This window comes from Pedobacter sp. AW31-3R (assembly GCF_052180285.1).
Taxonomy (GTDB): domain Bacteria; phylum Bacteroidota; class Bacteroidia; order Sphingobacteriales; family Sphingobacteriaceae; genus Pedobacter.
Genome location: NZ_CP197475.1, coordinates 3,553,087 through 3,571,614, shown reverse-complemented (window position 1 = coordinate 3,571,614; position 18,528 = coordinate 3,553,087). Strand labels below are relative to the sequence as shown.

Here is an 18,528-nt window from a genome sequence, read left to right as displayed (position 1 = left end):
ACCCTAAAATAACAAAATTGAAATTAAGATAGGTTAAAAGAAGGTGCAGGTTTTCTTAAAGAAAATATAAATGTGCTTCCCTGGCCAAGACTTGATTCGACTTCAATTTTCCCCTGTAATTTTTCAACCAGTGTCTTCACTGTATTTAGTCCCAGTCCGTTGCCTTTTTTATTAAAACAGTCGGTTGTGTTCAGGACGACTTCTTCTTTAAAAATCCTGCTGAAGTCTTCCGGTGCAATGCCAATTCCATTGTCAATGACCTTGAAACTATAGTAATCTTCCTCTTCACGGAACAGGATACGAATGATTCCTTTTTCTTTGTTGTTGTAACGGACAGCATTCGTCAAAAGGTTCAGGAATATCTGCTCCAGGGCTACAGAGGTGCACACAATAGACCTGCTGCTGGGAGGGATAACAATTTCAATATGGTCTGGAATTTCCATCATGCCTTTTACTCTTTCCAGCAATTCATTGAGGTTAAAACTATGCTGGTTAGATAATAACAATGATGGATTTTTTGAATAGGCAAGCATATCATCTACCAGGCTGAGCAGCTTTTTCGCGGAGCTGACATTCAGTTCCACCAGGTTTATATTTCTCTTGTCCTCTTCTTTTGTCAGTCGCATGTGTAAAAGCTGTGAGGTCAGCAGGATACTACTCAGCGGATTTTTTATATCATGGGCCGCGGTAGAAGCAAATTTCTGGATAAAGGTGTTGGCTTCGAGCAATATTTCATTTTTCTTTTCCAACTCTGCCAGCTTTCGCTTCAGTTCAAGTTTGTCAATAACCTGACGCGCCAGTATTTTTAAGGAGCGCAGCTGCTGCATGCTGAGTTCTTTAGGTTCAAGGTCGATCACACATAAAGATCCTAGGGCAAAACCGTCATTATTCACGAGTGGCACACCTGCATAAAATACCACATTCGGGGATCCGGTGACCAGCGGATTATCAGAGAAACGGGGATCCAGCCTTAAATCTCTCACCACCATGATCTCCTCATGGTTCATAATGGTATGGGTACAAAAAGCATGTTCCTTTGGTGTTTCCCTGATTTCTGTACCAACTGCGGCTTTAAACCATTGCCTGTTTTCATCAATCATCGTGATTAGGGAAACAGGAGTATGGCAGATTTCTGAGGCAAGCATGGTAAGTTCTTCGTATTCTTCTTCCGGAATACTATCCATGATTTGATAAGACCTTAAAGCTTCTAATCGTTCATTTTCATTAGGGGGGAGAGGAAAGCGCTGCATCATTGAAATTATAAATTACAAAAGTACCTTTTTAAAGTCTACTTACGAAATATTGCCTCCTATGGCTTGAAGATAAATGATCTGAATTACCTTAATACCAGAACAGCCTGTATCATTTATGATACAGGCTGTTCTGGTCGCCATATAAGTCGTCAACAGGCTAAACTAAGGATTATTGTTTTCAGGAAGCGGCGTTGCAGGAGGTAACTTAAGGCCTTCAATCCCAGTCACTACTTCTTCCTCTTCATCCTTTGCACGTTTGCCCTTTTTCTTCTTTTTAGCCCCACCACGCATTTGCTCATCCAGGAAGAGATCGTAATCTTTCTGCTGACTGCTGGTTAAGATTTTCCTGATATTCGCATTGGTTGCATTCTGGAACTTGAAAAAGCGCGTCACACTGTCTTCATTGTAGATTCCTGCCTGTTGCTTTTTATTCAAGTCCATTTGTTCCTTATACAGGTCAAGTGTATAGTTATAAATGATGTTCCGTTGGGTAGGGTTTAACTTCAGTTTTTTATCTAATGCTTCAATGTTTTTATCGGCCAGTTCTGTCGCTGTAGGTACTTTTTGCTGCGCTTGCACAAAAAACAAAGTTCCCAAAATCAGGGATAGCGTTAACACATACTGTTTCATTTGATGTCTATTTTTTTGCTAAATAAGAGTTCTTAACTATTCAGAGTTGCAATTTACAAAAATATCTGCAATTGTCCAGTAATGAGAGATGAGCTTTCTGGCGAAAACCTCAATAAATATATTCATGTGGATGCAGAAAACATGATCATATTTGGTTGTTGTATTGTCGTTTTAATTATTAAATTTATCCTTATGAAACCAAACCAGATATATTCACGTATGATTGTGCTTTTTACCCTGCTGCTCCTGTCAGGCTATGCACATTCCAAAATTATTCTTCCTTCCATATTTACGACCAATATGGTATTACAGCAGAAATCGGATGTTGCTTTCTGGGGTAAGGCAGGTCCAGGTAAAAATGTAGTGATCAGTGTAAGCTGGACTGGGAAAAAGTATACCGTTAAAGCAGATACACAGGGAAACTGGAAAACGCTGGTCAATACACCTTCTTTTGGAGGTCCGTATAAGGTGACGGTCAGTGATGGACAACCCGTAACACTGACAAATGTAATGATTGGTGAAGTCTGGTTGTGCTCAGGGCAATCCAATATGGAGATGCCACTGGCAGGATGGGGCAAGATTGACCAGTATAAAGAGGAAATTGCCAATGCCAATTTTCCAAACATCAGGTTATTTCAGGCAGAAAAAACAACCAGTACCAGGGAGTTGTCCACTTTTCCTAAAATCAGTAACGGAGGATGGACCATCTGCAGTCCGGTGTATATCGCTGATTTTTCTTCTGTCGCTTATTTTTTTGCAAGGGAACTGTACCGGGAGACGGGGATTCCTATCGGACTGATCCATACTTCCTGGGGAGGGACTGTTGCTGAAGCATGGACAAGTGCTGCAACCCTGAAAAATATGCCTGATTTTGCTGCTGCCGTGGAGAAGGTTGCTGCGACCAAAAGTAGTAAAAACTATGAACAGGAATATAAATCCTGGAAGCAGCTTGTATTCAACAGTGATAAGGGAAAAGGTACGGAAGGGTGGCTGAGTACAACTACTGATGATAGTGGATGGAATACCATGGAACTGCCGGGATATTGGGATAAAACGGTTATGAAAAATGTAGATGGTATCGTCTACTTCCGCAAAAAAGTCGTCATTCCGGCATCCTGGGCAGGCAAAGCCATGAAGTTACACCTGGGAACTATTGACGATGATGATCTGACCTATTTTAATGGGGAGCAGATTGGGGAAACGGTAGGTTATAACATTGACCGGGTGTATACCATTCCGGGTAATAAAGTCAAACCAGGTGAAAATGTGATTGCCGTACGTATCTTTGATGGTTCTGGTGGAGGTGGAATGTATGGCGACAAAGATGTTCTTGCCCTTACTTCTGCTTCAGGAGAAAAGATTTCCCTTGATGGTGACTGGAAATATAAACTGGGAATTGACCTGAAAGATATTACAGCGGCTCCGGTGTCTGATAATGAACCCAACAGGGCTACAGTATTATATAATGCAATGATTCATCCCTTTACTCCATACCGTATCCGTGGGGTAATATGGTATCAGGGGGAATCCAATGCAGATAGGGCAGTGCAATACCGAACCTTGTTCCCTGCCATGATAAAAGACTGGCGCAACAAATGGAATACCGGTGATTTTCCATTTTACTTTGTGCAGTTGGCTAATTTTATGGACAAGGCTCCGGATCCTGTGGATTCTCAATGGGCAGAACTCAGGGATGCACAACTGGAAACACTTTCACTGCCCAATACCGGAATGGCAGTAACCATTGATATTGGTGATGCCAAGGATATTCACCCTAAAAATAAACAGGAAGTAGGAAGGCGGCTGGCATTGATTGCCCTTGCCAAAAACTATGGGAAGAATATAGCGTATTCCGGCCCCCGGTTTACTTCGCAACAAATTAACGGGAATACGGTTGAGCTAAGCTTTGATTTTACGGAGGGTGGTCTTGTTGCCAGGAAAGGTGAATTAAAGGGTTTTGCAATCGCAGGTGCGGATAAGGAATACTATTGGGCAAAGGCTGAGATCCGGGGCGATAAAGTTATAGTCAGCAGTGATAAAGTTCCAAACCCTGTTGCGGTGAGATATGCCTGGGGAAATAATCCCGAATGTAACCTGTATAATGGTGCAGGTCTTCCTGCCTCTCCTTTCAGGACGGGTCAATAACATTTATACCCGGTCATCAGTTTATGGCGGGCTTTAACTGATGACCGGGTTGATCGGTAATACATCATTATTATGGTCCTATTGACCTATAGCATACCTGATTCCGCCCAGCAAATGCTGTAAAAATAAAGGATCTGAATAGGATTCCTCGGTATGCCCCAGAGCCGTATAAAAAGCCCTGCCGCCGTCATATGCATGGTACCAGGATACAGGATGGACATCGCCCATTTTCGTTTCACCGGCATCATAGCTTTTCTCGTCAATAGTCATCAGTATTTGAAGGCCTTCGGCAACCGACTTGAAATTGTACCACTCATCTTTACGTTTCCATACTTCAGGAAGGTGCCTTGTGGATGTGTTCTTGCGATCTGTAATCCTTAATATGGCTTCCTGCTGTTTCGGATGTCCGTTAAAATAAGCACCTACCAGCTTGCCATACCAACTCCATTCAAATTCGCAATCCGTTGCAGCGTGGATACCTGCAAACCCACCACCGGCCTGAATATACTTTTCAAATGCCTGCTGTTGTGCCTCATTTAATACATCACCTGTAGGACTCAGGAAGATCACTGCACTAAATTGCTTTAGGTAGGCTGTACTAAACTTTCCAGCATCGGTAGTGGTATCTACCTCAAATTTGTTTGCTTTTCCCAGATCCTGGATAGCCCTGATCCCCGTGGCGATAGACTGATGATGAAATCCCTGGGTTTTACTGAATACGAGTACTTTGGGCAGAGGTTTCGCCATTGCTCCGGGTAGCAGCAGGAGGAGAAAACCTGTCAGTAATACGCATCTTGCTGCCAATGGCAGGCCTTTATTGTTTTTGTTCATACACATTGATTTGGTTAGCTGTGGACAACATATCGAAAAACATTTGTCTGTTCTTTTCTCCGATACTTTTTAAATCTATCCCTAAAGTAATACTTTAAAGGCTTAAATGCTATCCTGTTTTTCTTTAATCTTTACGCAGCAGAAGCTTTATGAAGAATTCTCCATTCTGAATACCCTTTGGATTTCAGGCTTTTCTATGGCAACAGGTTTTTTCTCCCAAACGATAGGTACCAATAGATAAATTTTGGAAAATAATATTAAGAGCAGGTTTTAATTCATTTTCCTGAACAGAAATGTTAATGCTTTTGTTATCTTGCCATCGATAATTGACAATTTTCACCGGAAGGGCCTCAGGATAGGCCACATGGAATGTAATAATTAATTGTTTTAACCAAATATAATCTGATCAATGAACCGAATTTTCAGGCGAATTACCGGTGTGGTGATGTTCTTCTTTCCTCTTACGCAGCTAATTGCACAATCTTCTCCGACACCACCTTCTTCAGCCCGTTTATATGTTTCCACAAAGGGAAATGATGCCCATTCCGGAAGTAAAGATCATCCATTCCGTACCTTAGATATGGCGTTGCGCAAAGCAAGGGAGATGCGCAGGTTAGCTGACCCTTCAATTCAGCAGGGGATACAGATCCTCCTGTACGGAGGACTTTACCAGCATCAGGAACCTGTAGTCATCAGACCCGAAGATTCAGGAACTGCACTTAGCCCCACACGCATCGAAGCTTTGCCTGGAGAAATGCCGGTACTAAGCGGAGGAATAACTGTCAGCGCCTGGAAAAAAGCAGGTTCAGGTGTAACCGGACTTCCAGCAGCAGCAAAAGGCAGGGTTTGGGTCACCGAAGCGCCTGTATATGGGGATCAGGTTCTGGACTTCAGGCAGCTGTATATCAACAATGTAAAGGCTGTCCGGGCAAAGGACACACACAGTGGTACAATGAACAGGATTTTATCCTGGAATCATGACGAACAAACCTGCTGGATCCCGGCACCTGCCGCCAGGCTGAAATCAGTAGCAGGCATGGAAATGTTTATCCACCAATGGTGGTCAATAGCCGTACTAAGGATTAAAGACATGCAGGTAAAGGGTGACAGTGCCAAATTATCATTTTATCAGCCGGAGAGCAGGGTACAGTCCGAGCATCCATGGCCTGCACCACGTATCTCCAAAGATGATGGCAATTCTGCCTTTTACCTGAGCAATGCCATACAGTTTCTGGATGAGCCAGGAGAGTGGTACCTGGATAAACTGAACCGTAAACTGTATTACTGGCCGCGAAAAGGAGAGCACCTGCAAACCGCAAAAGTAACAGTCCCTGTGCTGGAAACAGTGGTTAAAATCCTGGGAACTATCGACAGACCGGTTTCCTATATTTCTTTTAAAGGTGTGGGTATTGAACATGCGACCTGGTTAAGGCCTTCAAAAGAAGGGCATGTTCCCCATCAGTCCGGTATGTATATGACAGATGCCTATTCACTGAAAATTCCCGGCACAGCAGACAAGAAGACGCTGGAAAACCAGGCCTGGGTTGGCCGTCCGCCGGCAGCAGTAGAAGTGACCTTTTCCAGTCATACTTCCTTCGAGGATTGCCGTTTTCAACACCTGGGTTCTGCAGGTCTCGACTATAAAAGAGGAAACCATGATGATATGATTAAAGGAAATGTATTCAAAGATATTGCAGGTTCAGGTATTCAGGCAGGTGTATTTTCCGACGACACCCAGGAAGTACATTTTCCTTATCAACCTGCTGATCGAAGGGAAGTGTGTACCAACCTCCTCATCAGCAATAACCTGATTACCGATGTGACCAATGAAGACTGGGGGACACTGGGCATCAGCGCCGGTTATGTCAATGGGATACATATTGACCACAATGATATCAGTGAGGTTTCCTACTCAGGAATTTCTATGGGATGGGGCTGGACCAGGACGGTGACCGCCGCGATGAACAACAGGATTACCGCAAACAGGATCCAGCGATATGCCAAACATATGTACGATGTATCGGGGATATACACGCTATCTGCACAACCTGCCTCAGTGATTGAAGGGAATGTGGTTGACAGTATTTATACTGCTCCTTATGCCCATGACCCTAAACATTGGTTTTACCTGTATACCGATGAAGGATCTTCTTTTTTCACAGTGAAGGATAATTGGACACCAGCGGAAAAATATCTCCAGAATGCCAACGGCCCCGGCAATGTATGGGAAAATAATGGCCCCGGAGTGTCCGGTGCGATAAAGGATGCTGCAGGTTTGGAAAAGCCTTACCGCTACCTGCTCAGGGAGAGGGCCACCATTTCAGCAGGCTGGAAAATTAACCACGTAAAGGAAATTAAGGATACAAAAAAATAACATTTTAAAAAACAAATACTTACTAATGAAACCATCATAAGCCTACCGCTTACAAACAGCAATGAATAGGCATAGGATAGCTTCACCACCTTTAAAAAAAATATATTCTGATGAAATCATCATAAGCCTACCGCTTACAAACAGCAATGAATAGGCATATGATAGCTTCATCACCTTTAAAAAACAATTATATGCTGATGAAAACTTATAACAAACTCCTCCTGCTCTTTATTTTTCTCCTTTTCTGCGAAGGATTGCAGGCACAGTCAAAGCCTTCATGGATCTGGTATCCCGGTGATTTCGAAGTTTGGCTGGGAAATAAAATGCAGTCGAGAAGGACAGAACGTGGTACTTTCCTTCCCCCATTCTGGAAGTTCGACAGCCATTATGTGCTGATTGATTTTCATAAAGATTTTGATCTTCAGGAAGCGGAAGAAGCAGAGCTGTATGTAGAAGGACAGTATAATGTTAAAATCGACGGGAAAGCTATTTTTGGTTACCCTAACAGACTGAGTATTCCTGCCGGTAAACATAAAGTAAGCCTGAAGGTCTTTAGCCAGGATAAAGTGCCTGCAATATTCGTCAAAGGAAAGAAGGTGGTCTCAGATTCCACCTGGCTGGTTACTTATGAGGACAAGGAATGGATAGATCAGTCGGGGAAAGCATCGGATCAGTCCGGTACCACCTGGCTGAAAGCTGCACAATGGAACTTTGACAATGCTGCCACGCCGCCGTCGGCTTATGCTTTGCCCACTGTCCCGCAATCGCCTGTGAAAACTGAAAAATTGGGTAAATCCCTCCTGGTGGATTTCGGCAGGGAAACCTTTGGTTTTATCAGGCTTCATGGACTGAAAGGCCGGGGAGAGGTTGCTATTTATTACGGAGAATCTCCTGAGGAAGCACTTTCCATAGACCATGGGGAAACTCTGGACAGGCTGGATGTTCAGTTCGACCAGAAAAAAGATACACTGACCACACTCACAAAGGCTTTCCGTTATGTGAATGTACAGCTGGCACCAGGTATGACGGTAGATTCCGTTTCTATGTTGTATGAATATGCTCCGGTGAAGGACAGAGGAAGTTTTCATTGTTCAGATGAAGAAATCAATAAAATCTATGACGTTGCAAAATATACCTTTCACCTGAATACCAGGGAGTTTTTTATTGATGGCATTAAACGTGACCGTTGGATATGGTCGGGTGATGCGTACCAGAGTTTCCTGATGAACTATTATCTCTTGTATGATTCCCCAACGGTTACCCGTACGCTGCTCGCCCTGCGTGGAAAGGATCCGGTAACAAGCCATACGAATACGATTATGGATTATACCTTTTACTGGTTCATGGGAATTCAGGATTATTACCTGTATACTGGCGACCGCTCGTTTGTCGAGCAGTTTTATCCGAGAATGAAGACCCTGATGGATTACTGCCTTTCCAGGACCAATAAGAATGGGATGCTGGAAGGTTTGGCGGGCGACTGGGTATTTATTGATTGGGCAGAGGGTTTAAGTAAACAGGGGGAACTGAGCTTTGAACAGCTGTTGTTTGCCCGCAGCCTGGAAACCATGGCGACCAGTGCCGCCTTGATTAACCATCAGGAAGATGCCGTTACATATGGTGAAATGGCTAAAAAGCTGAAATCAGCGATCATGGCTAAATACTGGAATAAAGAAAAACAGGCACTGGTCCACAGCAGTATTGATGGGAAACAAACAGATAATGTCACCAGGTATTCCAATATGTTCGGGATCTTCTTTGGTTATTTTAATGCAGACCAGCAGCAGGGTGTCAAAAAGAATGTACTGCTGAACGATAAAGTACAGAAAATCACCACACCTTACATGCGTTTTTATGAGCTGGAAGCATTATGTGCGTTGGGAGAACAATCCTATGTACTGAAAGAAATGAAAGCTTACTGGGGAGGAATGTTGAAAGAAGGTGCCACCAGTTTCTGGGAAGAGTATGACCCTTCGAAAAAAGGTGCGGAACATTTATCGATGTATGGCCGCCCTTTTGGAAAAAGTCTATGCCATGCCTGGGGCGCTAGTCCGCTGTACCTGCTGGGTAAATACTACCTCGGCATCAAACCATTGTCTCCGGCATATGAAACCTGGGAGGTTGTGCCTGAACTTGGGGGACTGAAATGGATGGAAGGAAAGGTACCAACCCCGGCTGGGGAGATTGAACTTTATTGCAGTACCAAAGAAATCAGGGTTAAATCGCCTGTAGGCAAGGGTACACTGCGCTTTAAAAGTAAATCCCTACCCAAGGTGAAAGGAGGAGGAGGATTGCTGAACAAAGGAAATGGCAACTATGAAATCACCATTATAAAAGGTAAGGATTGTGTGGTCAAATACAATTAAGCCAATTTACAATAACCAGAAAAAGCCGTCTCATTCGTAAAAGTATGAGACGGCTTTTTGCTGTAAACTGTAAAATAATAGACTGTACTATGAATCCTTTACCCATCATTTTAATAGAATTAGACCTGCTTATTTGAACATTATTTATACTTTAGAGGCAATTGACCAAATAAAACAACAGACATGCGTTATCTTTTTTTTCTTTTGATTTTACTTTTTTGTATGAACCTGACCAGCCAGGCACAGACTGAAGTGCAGCATACCGGTTGGTTTCTATTTCTGAATAATACTAAAATCAGTAAAAAATGGGGTATTTACGCAGATCTCCAGTTGAGGTCAACCGATAGCTTTGAAAACGTAAGAAACCTGATGTTTAGACCTGGATTAACGTATTACCTGGATGAGAAAAATGAATTTACGCTGGGATACCTGTTGAATGAGACTTTCGTTTATCCCGCTTTGGGAGATGATTATCAACTGACAGAACACCGGATCTGGGAGCAATACGTTTATAAACATAAGCTGAAATCGATAGCTGTCAGCCACAGGTTCAGATTAGAGCAGCGGTTTATCGGCCGTTTTAATGCGGAAGATTTATTTGCCCAACGTTTCAGGTATTTCTTCCGGATGATCATCCCTCTGAAAAAAGATCAGCAGAAATTTGAAAAAGGAGCTTTTGCAGCTTTGCAAAATGAAGTTTTTCTGAATCTTCAAAACAAGGAGAAACTCAATACCCATGTATTCGATCAGAATCGTGCTTACGGGGCTCTGGGTTACCGCTTCAGCAGGAATTTAGATATGGAAGCCGGTTATCTGAACCAGTCATCAAAAGGGCGGACGTTCAATACACTCAACCATGTCGTGCAGGTGGCTGTTTACACGAAATTCTGATGTGTTTAATTGTCCTTCGACAAATGTCCTCCAATTCAAACTAAAACATCGTGTGCTTGTTATTAGCAAAATCATTCACACGCTAATTTGGAACTTTACACTTTGAAAGACACAAAACGTATTGCTATACTGGGGGGTGGTCCCAGTGGATTGTTTATGTACAAGAGATTCGTGGAATCGGGCAGAACCGACATGACTATTGACATTTTTGAAAAAAAGAAACAGCTTGGTGCAGGGATGCCTTATAGCAGAGCGGGTGCCAATGAAGAACATATTACCAATGTTTCCGGCAATGAGATCCCTGAACTGGTCACTCCAATCTCTGAATGGATAAAAACTGTTCCTGAAGATACCTTACATAAATTTCATATTGATCCGAATAAATTCAACGATTATAAGGTCTTGCCACGATTGCTGTTTGGCGATTATCTCAGTACACAATTTCAGCTGCTGCGGCAGCGTGCAAAGAAAAATGGATTAACGACGACTATTCATACCGGAATTCAGGTTATCGATATTGTCGATTTTCCTGAACAGGGCATTGTTCAGCTTAAAGTGGTTGGGGGAGCACACTTTGATTATGATCATGTCGTGATCTGTACCGGTCATACCTGGCCAATTAAATATGAAGGTACTGTAAATGGCTATTTTGATTCCCCATATCCGCCAGAGAAACTCAAGCTCCATCTTAATCATGCTGTCGCTTTAAAAGGTTCATCACTGACGGCAATCGATGCAATTCGCACACTTTCACGTTATAATGGGGTTTTTCGCACAAATGAAGAAGGAAAACTGACCTACCAGCTGCATGCTGACAGCAGCAAGTTCAGACTCATCATGCATTCGCGGAACGGTATGCTGCCCGCCATCCGGTTTCACCTGGAAGATCCGCATTTATTGAAAGAGTCAATAATGAAGCCTGAAGAGGTAAATCACAATAGAAAGCAAAATGAAGGTTTCCTGTCGCTCGACTATGTGTTTGAAAAAAACTTTAAGGATTTATTTCCGGAAAAGGATCCTGATTTTTATGAACGGATCAAAGACATGAATCTGGAGGAATTTGTAGACTTGGTGATGGAGCTGAGGGAAAAATTACCACCATTTCAGTTATTCAAAGCAGAGTATATCCAAGCAGAAAAGTCTATTAAAAGAAAAGAATCGGTGTACTGGAAGGAGTTGCTGGCGGTGCTCAGCTTCAGCATGAATTATCCTGCGAAATACTTTTCTGCTGAAGATATGCTAAGACTACAGAAAGTATTGATGCCTTTAATTTCTATTGTGATAGCCTTTATCCCGCAGAGTTCCGTGGAAGATATGCTTGCCCTTCATGAGGCTGGGGTACTTGATCTGATTGCTGTCGGGGATGACAATCGTGTAGAAGCTGACAAGGAGAAGGGCGGCGCAATTTATCATTATGTGGATGAAGAAAATCATTCCCGCTCAGTCTATTATAAGACCTATATCGATTGTGTCGGTCAGCCCCATTTATCCCATGATGAGTTACCTTATCCAGGCTTGCTGGAAAAGAAAACCCTGAGTCCTGCGCGATTAAAATTCAGGGAGCATGCGATTGGTGCAGGTTTGTTGGAGGAGGCTAATCCACAGGTAGAGGTTGATCCTGATGGAAGTTATTATTTAAGGGTACCCGGCATTACCATCAATGACAGTTTTCAGGTGGTGGATGCCTATGGAGCCTTAAATGAACGCCTCTATATGATGGCTGTGCCCTATATGGGAGGGTATAACCCGGATTATTCGGGTCTGGACTTCTGTGAAGCCGCCTCTGCAGCAATTGCAAAAAGTATATTAAAATGAATATCAATTATAAACGTTAAATGATGACAGATACTCCCTCTAATTTACCTGGTTCAGGGCCAAAACTATTTATGTTGCTCTTGGGCTCAAAAGCGCCGAAGCGGAATGTTGAGCAGCATGATTATTTCTTCGGTATAGCAAATTCATTGAAAGAACTGGTTCCGGAAATTAAATCATTCTGGCCGGAAGCAGGAAACAGCATCCATATTGATGGCTGGCGCGAAGTCAATACCGTAGATGGATATGCGATAAAAGTCGTTCCGAAGAAAGATTCCAGTATTCCTTCTGAAAGGAAATTATTCTTTATTAACCTCGGTGGGTACCAGGCCAATAAACTGGAGGAACAGCATTATATCGTGTTAAGTGTGCAGGACAGTCGGGCCACTGCCATTCAGGAGGCAAAGAAAACCGTATTCTTTAAATCCAATTCTATCAAAGGGGCGAATTCCCATATTGATGAAAAGTATGGTATTGATGTAGATGATATTTATAAAATTGAAGACATCCTGACTCCGGCCCATAAAGATAAGTACCATATTGAAATCACTCCCATTCCAGGGCTTCCTGAAGATGAAATCCATCTGGGATATTTCAAGCTAGATAAAATATAAAAAAGGCGTTGAGCATCGGAGACTCAGAAAATTCAAGTGAATTCATACACATTGTGATCAGGAACAATCGGTTCGTTTCTGACCACAATGGATTATGGTATTATCCGGCAGATTCATTTTGATTGAAACTGATCATCCATTGAATACCATACCTGTCGGTGAAGCTGCCGAAATAATCGCCCCAAAACATGTCTTCCATTGGCATTTCTACGTCACCACCTGCTGATAGCCCATTAAATAACCTGTCGGCTTCTGCTCTGCTGTCCGTGCTCAGCATCACATAAGTCTGATTTCCTGGTTTGATCACATGTCCAGCTGAAGGAACGCAATCTGAGGCCATCAAAATGGTATCTTTTCCAATCGGAAGGGAAATATGCATAATGCGGTTCTGTTCGCTTAATGGAATGCCGGATCCATTGGGCGCATCTTTCATTTTCATATTTGCAGTAAACTCGCCACCGAATACTGATTTGTAAAGATTAAATGCTTCTTCTGCCTTGCCATCGAAGTTTAAATAAGGATGTACTTTCATCTGTTTATGTTTTGTTTTTAATGGTCAGATGGAGCCTTTGATAATAAAAATAGGGATTGCCCTGTGTGTTTAATTCTTATTTTTGATCATGTGGGCTTCACAATGAATTTTTGGTTGTTGTTTTGTTTTTAAGTGAATCACTTGTAATGGTTATCCTAAATTAAAGCTTAAAAAGGAAAGAACAACGGGCTGATGCGGTCAATTTAGAGGGGCAAACACGACAGGAGATTCACGTATCGGCAGATTAGAACCTCTATCGGAGAATGATCATTCGAGGACATCGCATTGATGTCCCTCGACGATAGGTCTTTCTTGCTGGATAGCGGTAACCGTAAATGGTAGATTTCAGGTATTGCTGACGTAAGTGATCTGTATTTTCTTTAACCCTGCGGGTACTTTCCACACCACCTGTTCTGTCTCCCGAAATCCGATAAGGGCAGCACCAATGGGACTTAATACCGAAACCTTTTGCTTTTTCATATCTGCCTGCTCTGGCATCACCAGCATGAATCGCATTGTTTTTCCAGTGTCTACATCAAGGATCTCCACATTGGAGTTTATTTTGATACATTTCGGAGGAAAGGCATCTTTTTTAACAATTACAGCCCTGCCCAACTCATTTGCCAATGACATTTCACCGTCAGGTCTTTTATTGGCGTAAGGTTTTAATAAATTATAATCTTCTTCGGTCATTACAACCGCATTTTGCTTGTTCATTTCCATAATAATGCTATTTAGTTAAGTGGATAATTTTTCATCCAGTAGGTCGTACTCTTTTTTTGCAATGTATTGCCTTCATTACTCACCGGAAACTGGAGATCAACGATCTCATAAGAGGACACGGAAGTTATTTCCGGCATCTCGGCCAGGGTAATATAGTGTGACTGGTGTATTGCCCTGAGTTTACGTCTGTGGTCTGTCAGAAGAATAACCTGTGATAAGGCAAGGGATAAAATGCACAGAAAGTTATTATCCATACAAATTGCTGTGATCAGCAGTATACAATTGAATATAAACGCAAAAAGCGTAAAATATCGCTTTGCCGGAAGTCTGTAAAGATTTCGCAACATGGTAAAAAGAATAAGGTAAATAAAGGACTATTGGAGTAAAGCCCCGGTCCTGAACGCGTTCTAATTCTTAGTAGGCCGGGGTGGAGGTATTGAAGTCCTTGAAATTGGAGAAAAAATATATTTTACGACAAAAACAGTGGCTCAATGGAGCCAGCTCATACATCATGGCTGTTTGTCGTTTCTTCATTTGGGTAAATGTAATATTTTAAAACATTAAACGCGAAGAAATTGATTATATGTATAAGTAAGGTCGATTATTTTGACAAGTCAGCAGATCAAATCTTTTATATATGCCTTCAACAGTAATAAAACAGTTGAGTTATGATCCTGAAACCCGGCGACTAAAAATCACATTCCTTTCGGGCAGGGTCTACTCTTATAAAGAAGTTCCCCCGGAGATTCATACCGCATTCAGCATTTCAGGATCAAAAGGAAGATATTTTAATGCTTACATCAAAAACCGGTATGCCTTTGATGCATTGGAATGACTATTTACGCGTTGCCGGATAGGGAATGTTTTTTCCATAATACACATCTGTTGGGATGTGGTGGCCTGGATAGATCTGGTCCAGCAGTGCATACAGTTCCGGATCATATTTCTTTAGATCCTCCGGAGAGCGGAGGTGCATTTTTCCATCAAAAAATTCATAATTGCTGTAAAACCACCACTGTGTACCTTCAGCCCAATATTCATCCTTTGTATTGATGGCATATTGACCTTTATACATTCCTTTTGATTTGGCAGATAGGTAGGCGGCCTCAATTTTCGCATAAAAGGCAGGGTCACACTTCTTCAGGGCACCCATGATATTGTGACTGAATTCGTGTACGGCAATATTCTCCCCGTAATATTTTGTCCCGGGATAACCGAGCAGGTTTTCCTCTGCGCAGGAAGTCTGTATACCACCCATGCCACGTGCTCTCTGGTTCCAGTATCCTTTATCGGTCATGCTTCCAACACCACCTGGAAGATGATATTCCGCACGTTCTTTGTCTGTCAGACGTTTATCCTCGAAAGTAGGTTTTTTCCAGTCACGGCACTCCGGCAGGTCGGTCTGCATTTCATTTTTACCAAGGATAGACAACCGGGCATGATTTGAGATCAGTGATTTTCTGACATCAGGACGCTTCAACAGCATATAGTTGATGATGTCACGTGCATAGAGCAATGCTGTATTGGGTACATTTCCTGAAGAAACTACAGGTATGCCGTAGGCATCAATGTGTTTGGTATAGAAGGTGTCCAGTCCCAGTGCAGATGGGGGAGCTGAAATCATAGCAGATTCATAATCTACTGCCAGTGGTGGACCGCCAACCGTCTGTTGCTGGGCCAGAGCAGTTCCCGTGGCTGAAAAATACAGTAATGCGGGTAATAAAACAGGAAAAAAAGATCTGGTTCTGATCATATAGGTTTAGGTTTTGTTGATGTGCAGTCTTCAGCGCATAAATCGCGGAATAGCTTAAACCGCAAATTACCTTACATTTTACTCCTGTTAAGAATTGATATTAACCGATTCTAACCCTATATTGACCAATATATCAAACGGACGGATATAACCAGATAGCGGCTGCAGTACAATTAGTAGCTGTTTACCAGCAAGAAGGAACTGAATGAATGCCCTTTTTGCCGATAAACAGCATTGTAAATGTGTACAATAAATGTTTACTTATAAATCTATCCCTGCGTAATTCCTGAAATCAGTTGCTTCTGCGTAAGCTTTAAAGTTGAGGATATCTTCACGGATCATTTTTTCGAATACACCATTGAAAAGGGTAGTGACCCCTCTACCCACACTTCCCGCAGGGGGGAAGTAATCAATTTCTATGTGGATTTCCGTACCTGTTCCATTGAGGGTATCCCTGAATTCCACTTTACCGGCATTATCAATCATAGATCCTTCCAGTGATTGCCATCCGATATATTCATCTGTTTCTTCCCTAGTGATTTCGGCATTCCATTTCAGATCGATCAGCGCTCCCGGGGTATTGGCTTTCCAGAGAGAAATTTCAGAACTGATTTCTTCCACAGATTTCAAATGTTTCATGAACCTTGGCAGGTTGGACAGTTCTCGCCAGAAAGCATATACTTTATCTCTTGATACATTAACCGTAATATCTTCTGTGATATTTATAGCTTCAGGATCTGTGGTGTCCTTGTTGAGTTTTTTATATACAGGACATATGCCTGTTGCCCCTCGATAAAGCAGTAAGCCACCTGCTGCTACACCCTGTATACCAAGAAAGGGGTGACGTCCAATCTTTTTAAGACTTTTATAGAGTAACCAGCTTCCGGCAAATACGGAGATTAATCTTTCACCCTGGTCGATATTCTCTAAGCCCTTGGGTTCTATGCTCAGTTCTTTTATTCCCCCGACGATTTTATTGCTTATTGTGTTTTTCATAGATGAGTATTTGTAAATGAAGAACAACTTACTATCCTATTGGTTTTATGGATCTCAAAAATTGACGTGCCGGTTGATGAGCAATGATATAGCTTTAAACATTCTTCATCTGTGTCTGTTATGAACTATATTGCTCATTAAAAAAATTACCATGCCAGAATTGCCCGACTTAGCTGTTTTTGCTGTCAATCTTGAAAAGTTATTTAAAAATAAAATCCTGGAAAAGATACAGGTAACGGTCTCCAGAAAGCTGAATGTGAGTGCAGAAGAACTGACAACTGCTCTGGAAGGGAAGAAACTAGATTCGGTTACGCGTGAGGGAAAAACTATTCAGCTCCATTTTGGAACTGAAGTATTGGGTTTGCATCTCATGTTACACGGGGAATTGAAACTGACCCAGGCGGATGAAGAGGTAAAACACCAGATTCTTGCGTTTCATTTTAAGGGAGGAAAAGGTTTTGCACTGGCCGATTTCCAGAAGGCGGCAACGCCTACGCTAAATCCGTCGCCCTCCGATGTTCCTGATGCTTTATCCGAAGTGCTGACTGCTGCGTATCTTGAAGGTATGCTGGCGAAGACGAGAACGCCGGTAAAAACAGTTTTGATGAACCAGAAGTTATTAAGGGGAATCGGCAATACGTATGCTGATGAGATTCTCTGGGCAGCTGGAATATCTCCATTCTCTGTATCCAGGGCAATTCCAAAGGAAAAGGTCATTCAATTGCATCAGCAGATGAAAAAGGTGCTGAGGGAAGAAATTGTTCAGATTGGCAGGATGCTTCCTGATGAACTGGGTGGAGAAATTAAGGAATTTCTGAAGGTACATGGTGCAGCAATCAGGGAGAGTCCTACCGGAGGAAAAATACTGGTAGAAGAAATAGGCGGTCGGAAATCCTACTATACCAATGAACAGAAACTTTATGAGTAATTTATATGCAGCAGATTATTTTTTTTGGAGACAGCCTTACCCAGGGATATGGGTTGAAAAATGCTTTACTGGAATCCTTTCCATCAATTATACAGCAAAAAATAGATGCCCTGGGCTTGCCATACAGGATTGTAAATGCAGGTATCAGTGGTGATACCTCCCTTGCAGGCTTGCTCCGTTTGGATGGCATACTCAATCAGCAAACAGATGTTTTTGTTCTGGCATTGGGTGCAAATGATATGTTAAGGGGTACTGCTGCAGCAACGACATTTAGCCACTTGCAGCAGATTATTGATCAGGTGAAATCACGGCATCCCCAAGTTAAACTGTTGTTATTGGGGATGCAGCTGCCTGTATGGGTTCCCGGCCTACATGCCGCTGAATTCAGGGAAATTTACCAGCGGATTGCGGATGAAAATCAGATGGAATTCGTCCCTTTTTTACTGGAGGGAGTTGCGGGTATAAGTCACCTGAACATGGCAGATGGTATCCATCCACTTATGGAAGGTTATACAATTATAGCAGAAAATGTCTGGTCTGTATTGAAACCTATGTTGTGAGGTGTGGTTACTGATCTGTTGTAAGTTTACACAATTTGATCAGATTTGAGTAATAGTGATATGAACAGGGGGGATACGGTTCCGATATGAATCCGGTACAAGTATTTTGCTATGGTGTTG

At 42.4% G+C, this 18,528-nt stretch carries 17 protein-coding genes; 9 read left to right on the top strand and 8 right to left on the bottom strand.

Going from position 1 to position 18,528, the window contains the following annotated elements:
• Window positions 1-23 precede the first annotated feature (23 nt).
• Both ACSBL2_RS14750 and ACSBL2_RS14745 read right to left on the bottom strand, forming a co-directional pair.
• Window positions 24-1,184 (bottom strand): sensor histidine kinase, encoded by a 1,161-nt coding sequence (locus ACSBL2_RS14750; protein WP_442587299.1) that lies wholly within the window; start codon window positions 1,182-1,184, stop codon window positions 24-26.
• Between the two features lie 231 nt (window positions 1,185-1,415).
• A complete protein-coding gene (locus tag ACSBL2_RS14745; protein WP_442587298.1) occupies window positions 1,416-1,883 on the bottom strand; it encodes a hypothetical protein in 468 nt (155 codons plus the stop codon).
• A gap of 192 nt (window positions 1,884-2,075) precedes the next feature.
• Between ACSBL2_RS14745 and ACSBL2_RS14740 the strand changes: the two genes are divergently transcribed.
• Entirely contained in the window at window positions 2,076-4,028 is a 1,953-nt protein-coding gene (locus ACSBL2_RS14740) for a sialate O-acetylesterase (RefSeq protein WP_442587297.1), read from the top strand.
• Window positions 4,029-4,106: 78 nt separating this feature from the next.
• Here ACSBL2_RS14740 and ACSBL2_RS14735 read toward each other — a convergent pair whose 3' ends face one another.
• Window positions 4,107-4,859, bottom strand: a complete 753-nt coding sequence (locus ACSBL2_RS14735) for a ThuA domain-containing protein (RefSeq protein ID WP_442587296.1) — start codon at window positions 4,857-4,859, stop codon at window positions 4,107-4,109.
• A 409-nt stretch (window positions 4,860-5,268) separates the two neighbouring features.
• On the opposite strand from ACSBL2_RS14735, the gene ACSBL2_RS14730 reads away from it, so the two are divergent.
• From ACSBL2_RS14730 to ACSBL2_RS14710, 5 genes are all read left to right on the top strand, one after another.
• Window positions 5,269-7,233 carry a right-handed parallel beta-helix repeat-containing protein gene (locus ACSBL2_RS14730; protein ID WP_442587295.1) on the top strand — a complete coding sequence of 655 codons (1,965 nt, stop codon included), beginning with the start codon at window positions 5,269-5,271 and terminating at the stop codon, window positions 7,231-7,233.
• Between the two features lie 197 nt (window positions 7,234-7,430).
• Complete coding sequence (locus ACSBL2_RS14725; protein ID WP_442587294.1) at window positions 7,431-9,599, top strand: alpha-L-rhamnosidase-related protein; 2,169 nt, start codon at window positions 7,431-7,433, stop codon at window positions 9,597-9,599.
• Window positions 9,600-9,821: 222 nt separating this feature from the next.
• A complete protein-coding gene (locus ACSBL2_RS14720) occupies window positions 9,822-10,490 on the top strand; it encodes a DUF2490 domain-containing protein (RefSeq protein WP_442587293.1) in 669 nt (222 codons plus the stop codon).
• A gap of 102 nt (window positions 10,491-10,592) precedes the next feature.
• The gene (locus tag ACSBL2_RS14715; protein ID WP_442587292.1) at window positions 10,593-12,305 is read left to right on the top strand and encodes an FAD/NAD(P)-binding protein; all 1,713 of its coding nucleotides are present in this window, start codon (window positions 10,593-10,595) and stop codon (window positions 12,303-12,305) included.
• Between the two features lie 20 nt (window positions 12,306-12,325).
• A complete protein-coding gene (locus ACSBL2_RS14710; RefSeq protein ID WP_442587291.1) occupies window positions 12,326-12,916 on the top strand; it encodes a DUF1543 domain-containing protein in 591 nt (196 codons plus the stop codon).
• Window positions 12,917-13,016: 100 nt separating this feature from the next.
• Here the strand turns inward: ACSBL2_RS14710 and ACSBL2_RS14705 are convergent, their stop codons facing one another.
• The 3 genes from ACSBL2_RS14705 to ACSBL2_RS14695 all read right to left on the bottom strand — a co-directional run bounded on the left by ACSBL2_RS14705 (window position 13,017) and on the right by ACSBL2_RS14695 (window position 14,425).
• Window positions 13,017-13,448: a VOC family protein gene (locus tag ACSBL2_RS14705; RefSeq protein ID WP_442587290.1), complete on the bottom strand. Its 432-nt coding sequence runs from the start codon at window positions 13,446-13,448 to the stop codon at window positions 13,017-13,019.
• 345 nt (window positions 13,449-13,793) lie between these two features.
• A complete protein-coding gene (locus tag ACSBL2_RS14700; protein ID WP_442587289.1) occupies window positions 13,794-14,171 on the bottom strand; it encodes a GreA/GreB family elongation factor in 378 nt (125 codons plus the stop codon).
• Between the two features lie 11 nt (window positions 14,172-14,182).
• Window positions 14,183-14,425 (bottom strand): hypothetical protein, encoded by a 243-nt coding sequence (locus ACSBL2_RS14695; protein ID WP_442587288.1) that lies wholly within the window; start codon window positions 14,423-14,425, stop codon window positions 14,183-14,185.
• A 383-nt stretch (window positions 14,426-14,808) separates the two neighbouring features.
• Here ACSBL2_RS14695 and ACSBL2_RS14690 point away from each other — a divergent pair, with 383 nt between their 5' ends.
• Entirely contained in the window at window positions 14,809-15,006 is a 198-nt protein-coding gene (locus tag ACSBL2_RS14690; RefSeq protein WP_442587287.1) for a KTSC domain-containing protein, read from the top strand.
• Here the strand turns inward: ACSBL2_RS14690 and ACSBL2_RS14685 are convergent, their stop codons facing one another.
• Together ACSBL2_RS14685 and ACSBL2_RS14680 are read right to left on the bottom strand one after the other, a co-directional pair.
• Window positions 15,007-15,924: a glycoside hydrolase gene (locus ACSBL2_RS14685; protein ID WP_442587286.1), complete on the bottom strand. Its 918-nt coding sequence runs from the start codon at window positions 15,922-15,924 to the stop codon at window positions 15,007-15,009.
• A gap of 261 nt (window positions 15,925-16,185) precedes the next feature.
• A complete protein-coding gene (locus ACSBL2_RS14680; protein ID WP_442587285.1) occupies window positions 16,186-16,920 on the bottom strand; it encodes an SRPBCC family protein in 735 nt (244 codons plus the stop codon).
• A gap of 151 nt (window positions 16,921-17,071) precedes the next feature.
• On the opposite strand from ACSBL2_RS14680, the gene ACSBL2_RS14675 reads away from it, so the two are divergent.
• Together ACSBL2_RS14675 and ACSBL2_RS14670 are read left to right on the top strand one after the other, a co-directional pair.
• Window positions 17,072-17,848, top strand: a complete 777-nt coding sequence (locus ACSBL2_RS14675) for an Fpg/Nei family DNA glycosylase (RefSeq protein ID WP_442587284.1) — start codon at window positions 17,072-17,074, stop codon at window positions 17,846-17,848.
• 5 nt (window positions 17,849-17,853) lie between these two features.
• Window positions 17,854-18,408, top strand: coding sequence for an arylesterase (locus ACSBL2_RS14670; protein ID WP_442587283.1), 555 nt, complete (start codon window positions 17,854-17,856; stop codon window positions 18,406-18,408).
• Window positions 18,409-18,528 lie beyond the last annotated feature (120 nt).

What these genes read in the sequence shown, in the direction of transcription:
- ACSBL2_RS14750 (WP_442587299.1), bottom strand. Translation starts at nt 1,184, where the DNA reads ATGGATAGTATTCCGGAAGAAGAATACGAAGAACTTACCATGCTTGCC.
- ACSBL2_RS14745 (WP_442587298.1), bottom strand. Translation starts at nt 1,883, where the DNA reads ATGAAACAGTATGTGTTAACGCTATCCCTGATTTTGGGAACTTTGTTT.
- ACSBL2_RS14740 (WP_442587297.1), top strand. Translation starts at nt 2,076, where the DNA reads ATGAAACCAAACCAGATATATTCACGTATGATTGTGCTTTTTACCCTG.
- ACSBL2_RS14735 (WP_442587296.1), bottom strand. Translation starts at nt 4,859, where the DNA reads ATGAACAAAAACAATAAAGGCCTGCCATTGGCAGCAAGATGCGTATTA.
- ACSBL2_RS14730 (WP_442587295.1), top strand. Translation starts at nt 5,269, where the DNA reads ATGAACCGAATTTTCAGGCGAATTACCGGTGTGGTGATGTTCTTCTTT.
- ACSBL2_RS14725 (WP_442587294.1), top strand. Translation starts at nt 7,431, where the DNA reads ATGAAAACTTATAACAAACTCCTCCTGCTCTTTATTTTTCTCCTTTTC.
- ACSBL2_RS14720 (WP_442587293.1), top strand. Translation starts at nt 9,822, where the DNA reads ATGAACCTGACCAGCCAGGCACAGACTGAAGTGCAGCATACCGGTTGG.
- ACSBL2_RS14710 (WP_442587291.1), top strand. Translation starts at nt 12,326, where the DNA reads ATGATGACAGATACTCCCTCTAATTTACCTGGTTCAGGGCCAAAACTA.
- ACSBL2_RS14705 (WP_442587290.1), bottom strand. Translation starts at nt 13,448, where the DNA reads ATGAAAGTACATCCTTATTTAAACTTCGATGGCAAGGCAGAAGAAGCA.
- ACSBL2_RS14700 (WP_442587289.1), bottom strand. Translation starts at nt 14,171, where the DNA reads ATGGAAATGAACAAGCAAAATGCGGTTGTAATGACCGAAGAAGATTAT.
- ACSBL2_RS14695 (WP_442587288.1), bottom strand. Translation starts at nt 14,425, where the DNA reads ATGGATAATAACTTTCTGTGCATTTTATCCCTTGCCTTATCACAGGTT.
- ACSBL2_RS14690 (WP_442587287.1), top strand. Translation starts at nt 14,809, where the DNA reads ATGCCTTCAACAGTAATAAAACAGTTGAGTTATGATCCTGAAACCCGG.
- ACSBL2_RS14685 (WP_442587286.1), bottom strand. Translation starts at nt 15,924, where the DNA reads ATGATCAGAACCAGATCTTTTTTTCCTGTTTTATTACCCGCATTACTG.
- ACSBL2_RS14680 (WP_442587285.1), bottom strand. Translation starts at nt 16,920, where the DNA reads ATGAAAAACACAATAAGCAATAAAATCGTCGGGGGAATAAAAGAACTG.
- ACSBL2_RS14675 (WP_442587284.1), top strand. Translation starts at nt 17,072, where the DNA reads ATGCCAGAATTGCCCGACTTAGCTGTTTTTGCTGTCAATCTTGAAAAG.
- ACSBL2_RS14670 (WP_442587283.1), top strand. Translation starts at nt 17,854, where the DNA reads ATGCAGCAGATTATTTTTTTTGGAGACAGCCTTACCCAGGGATATGGG.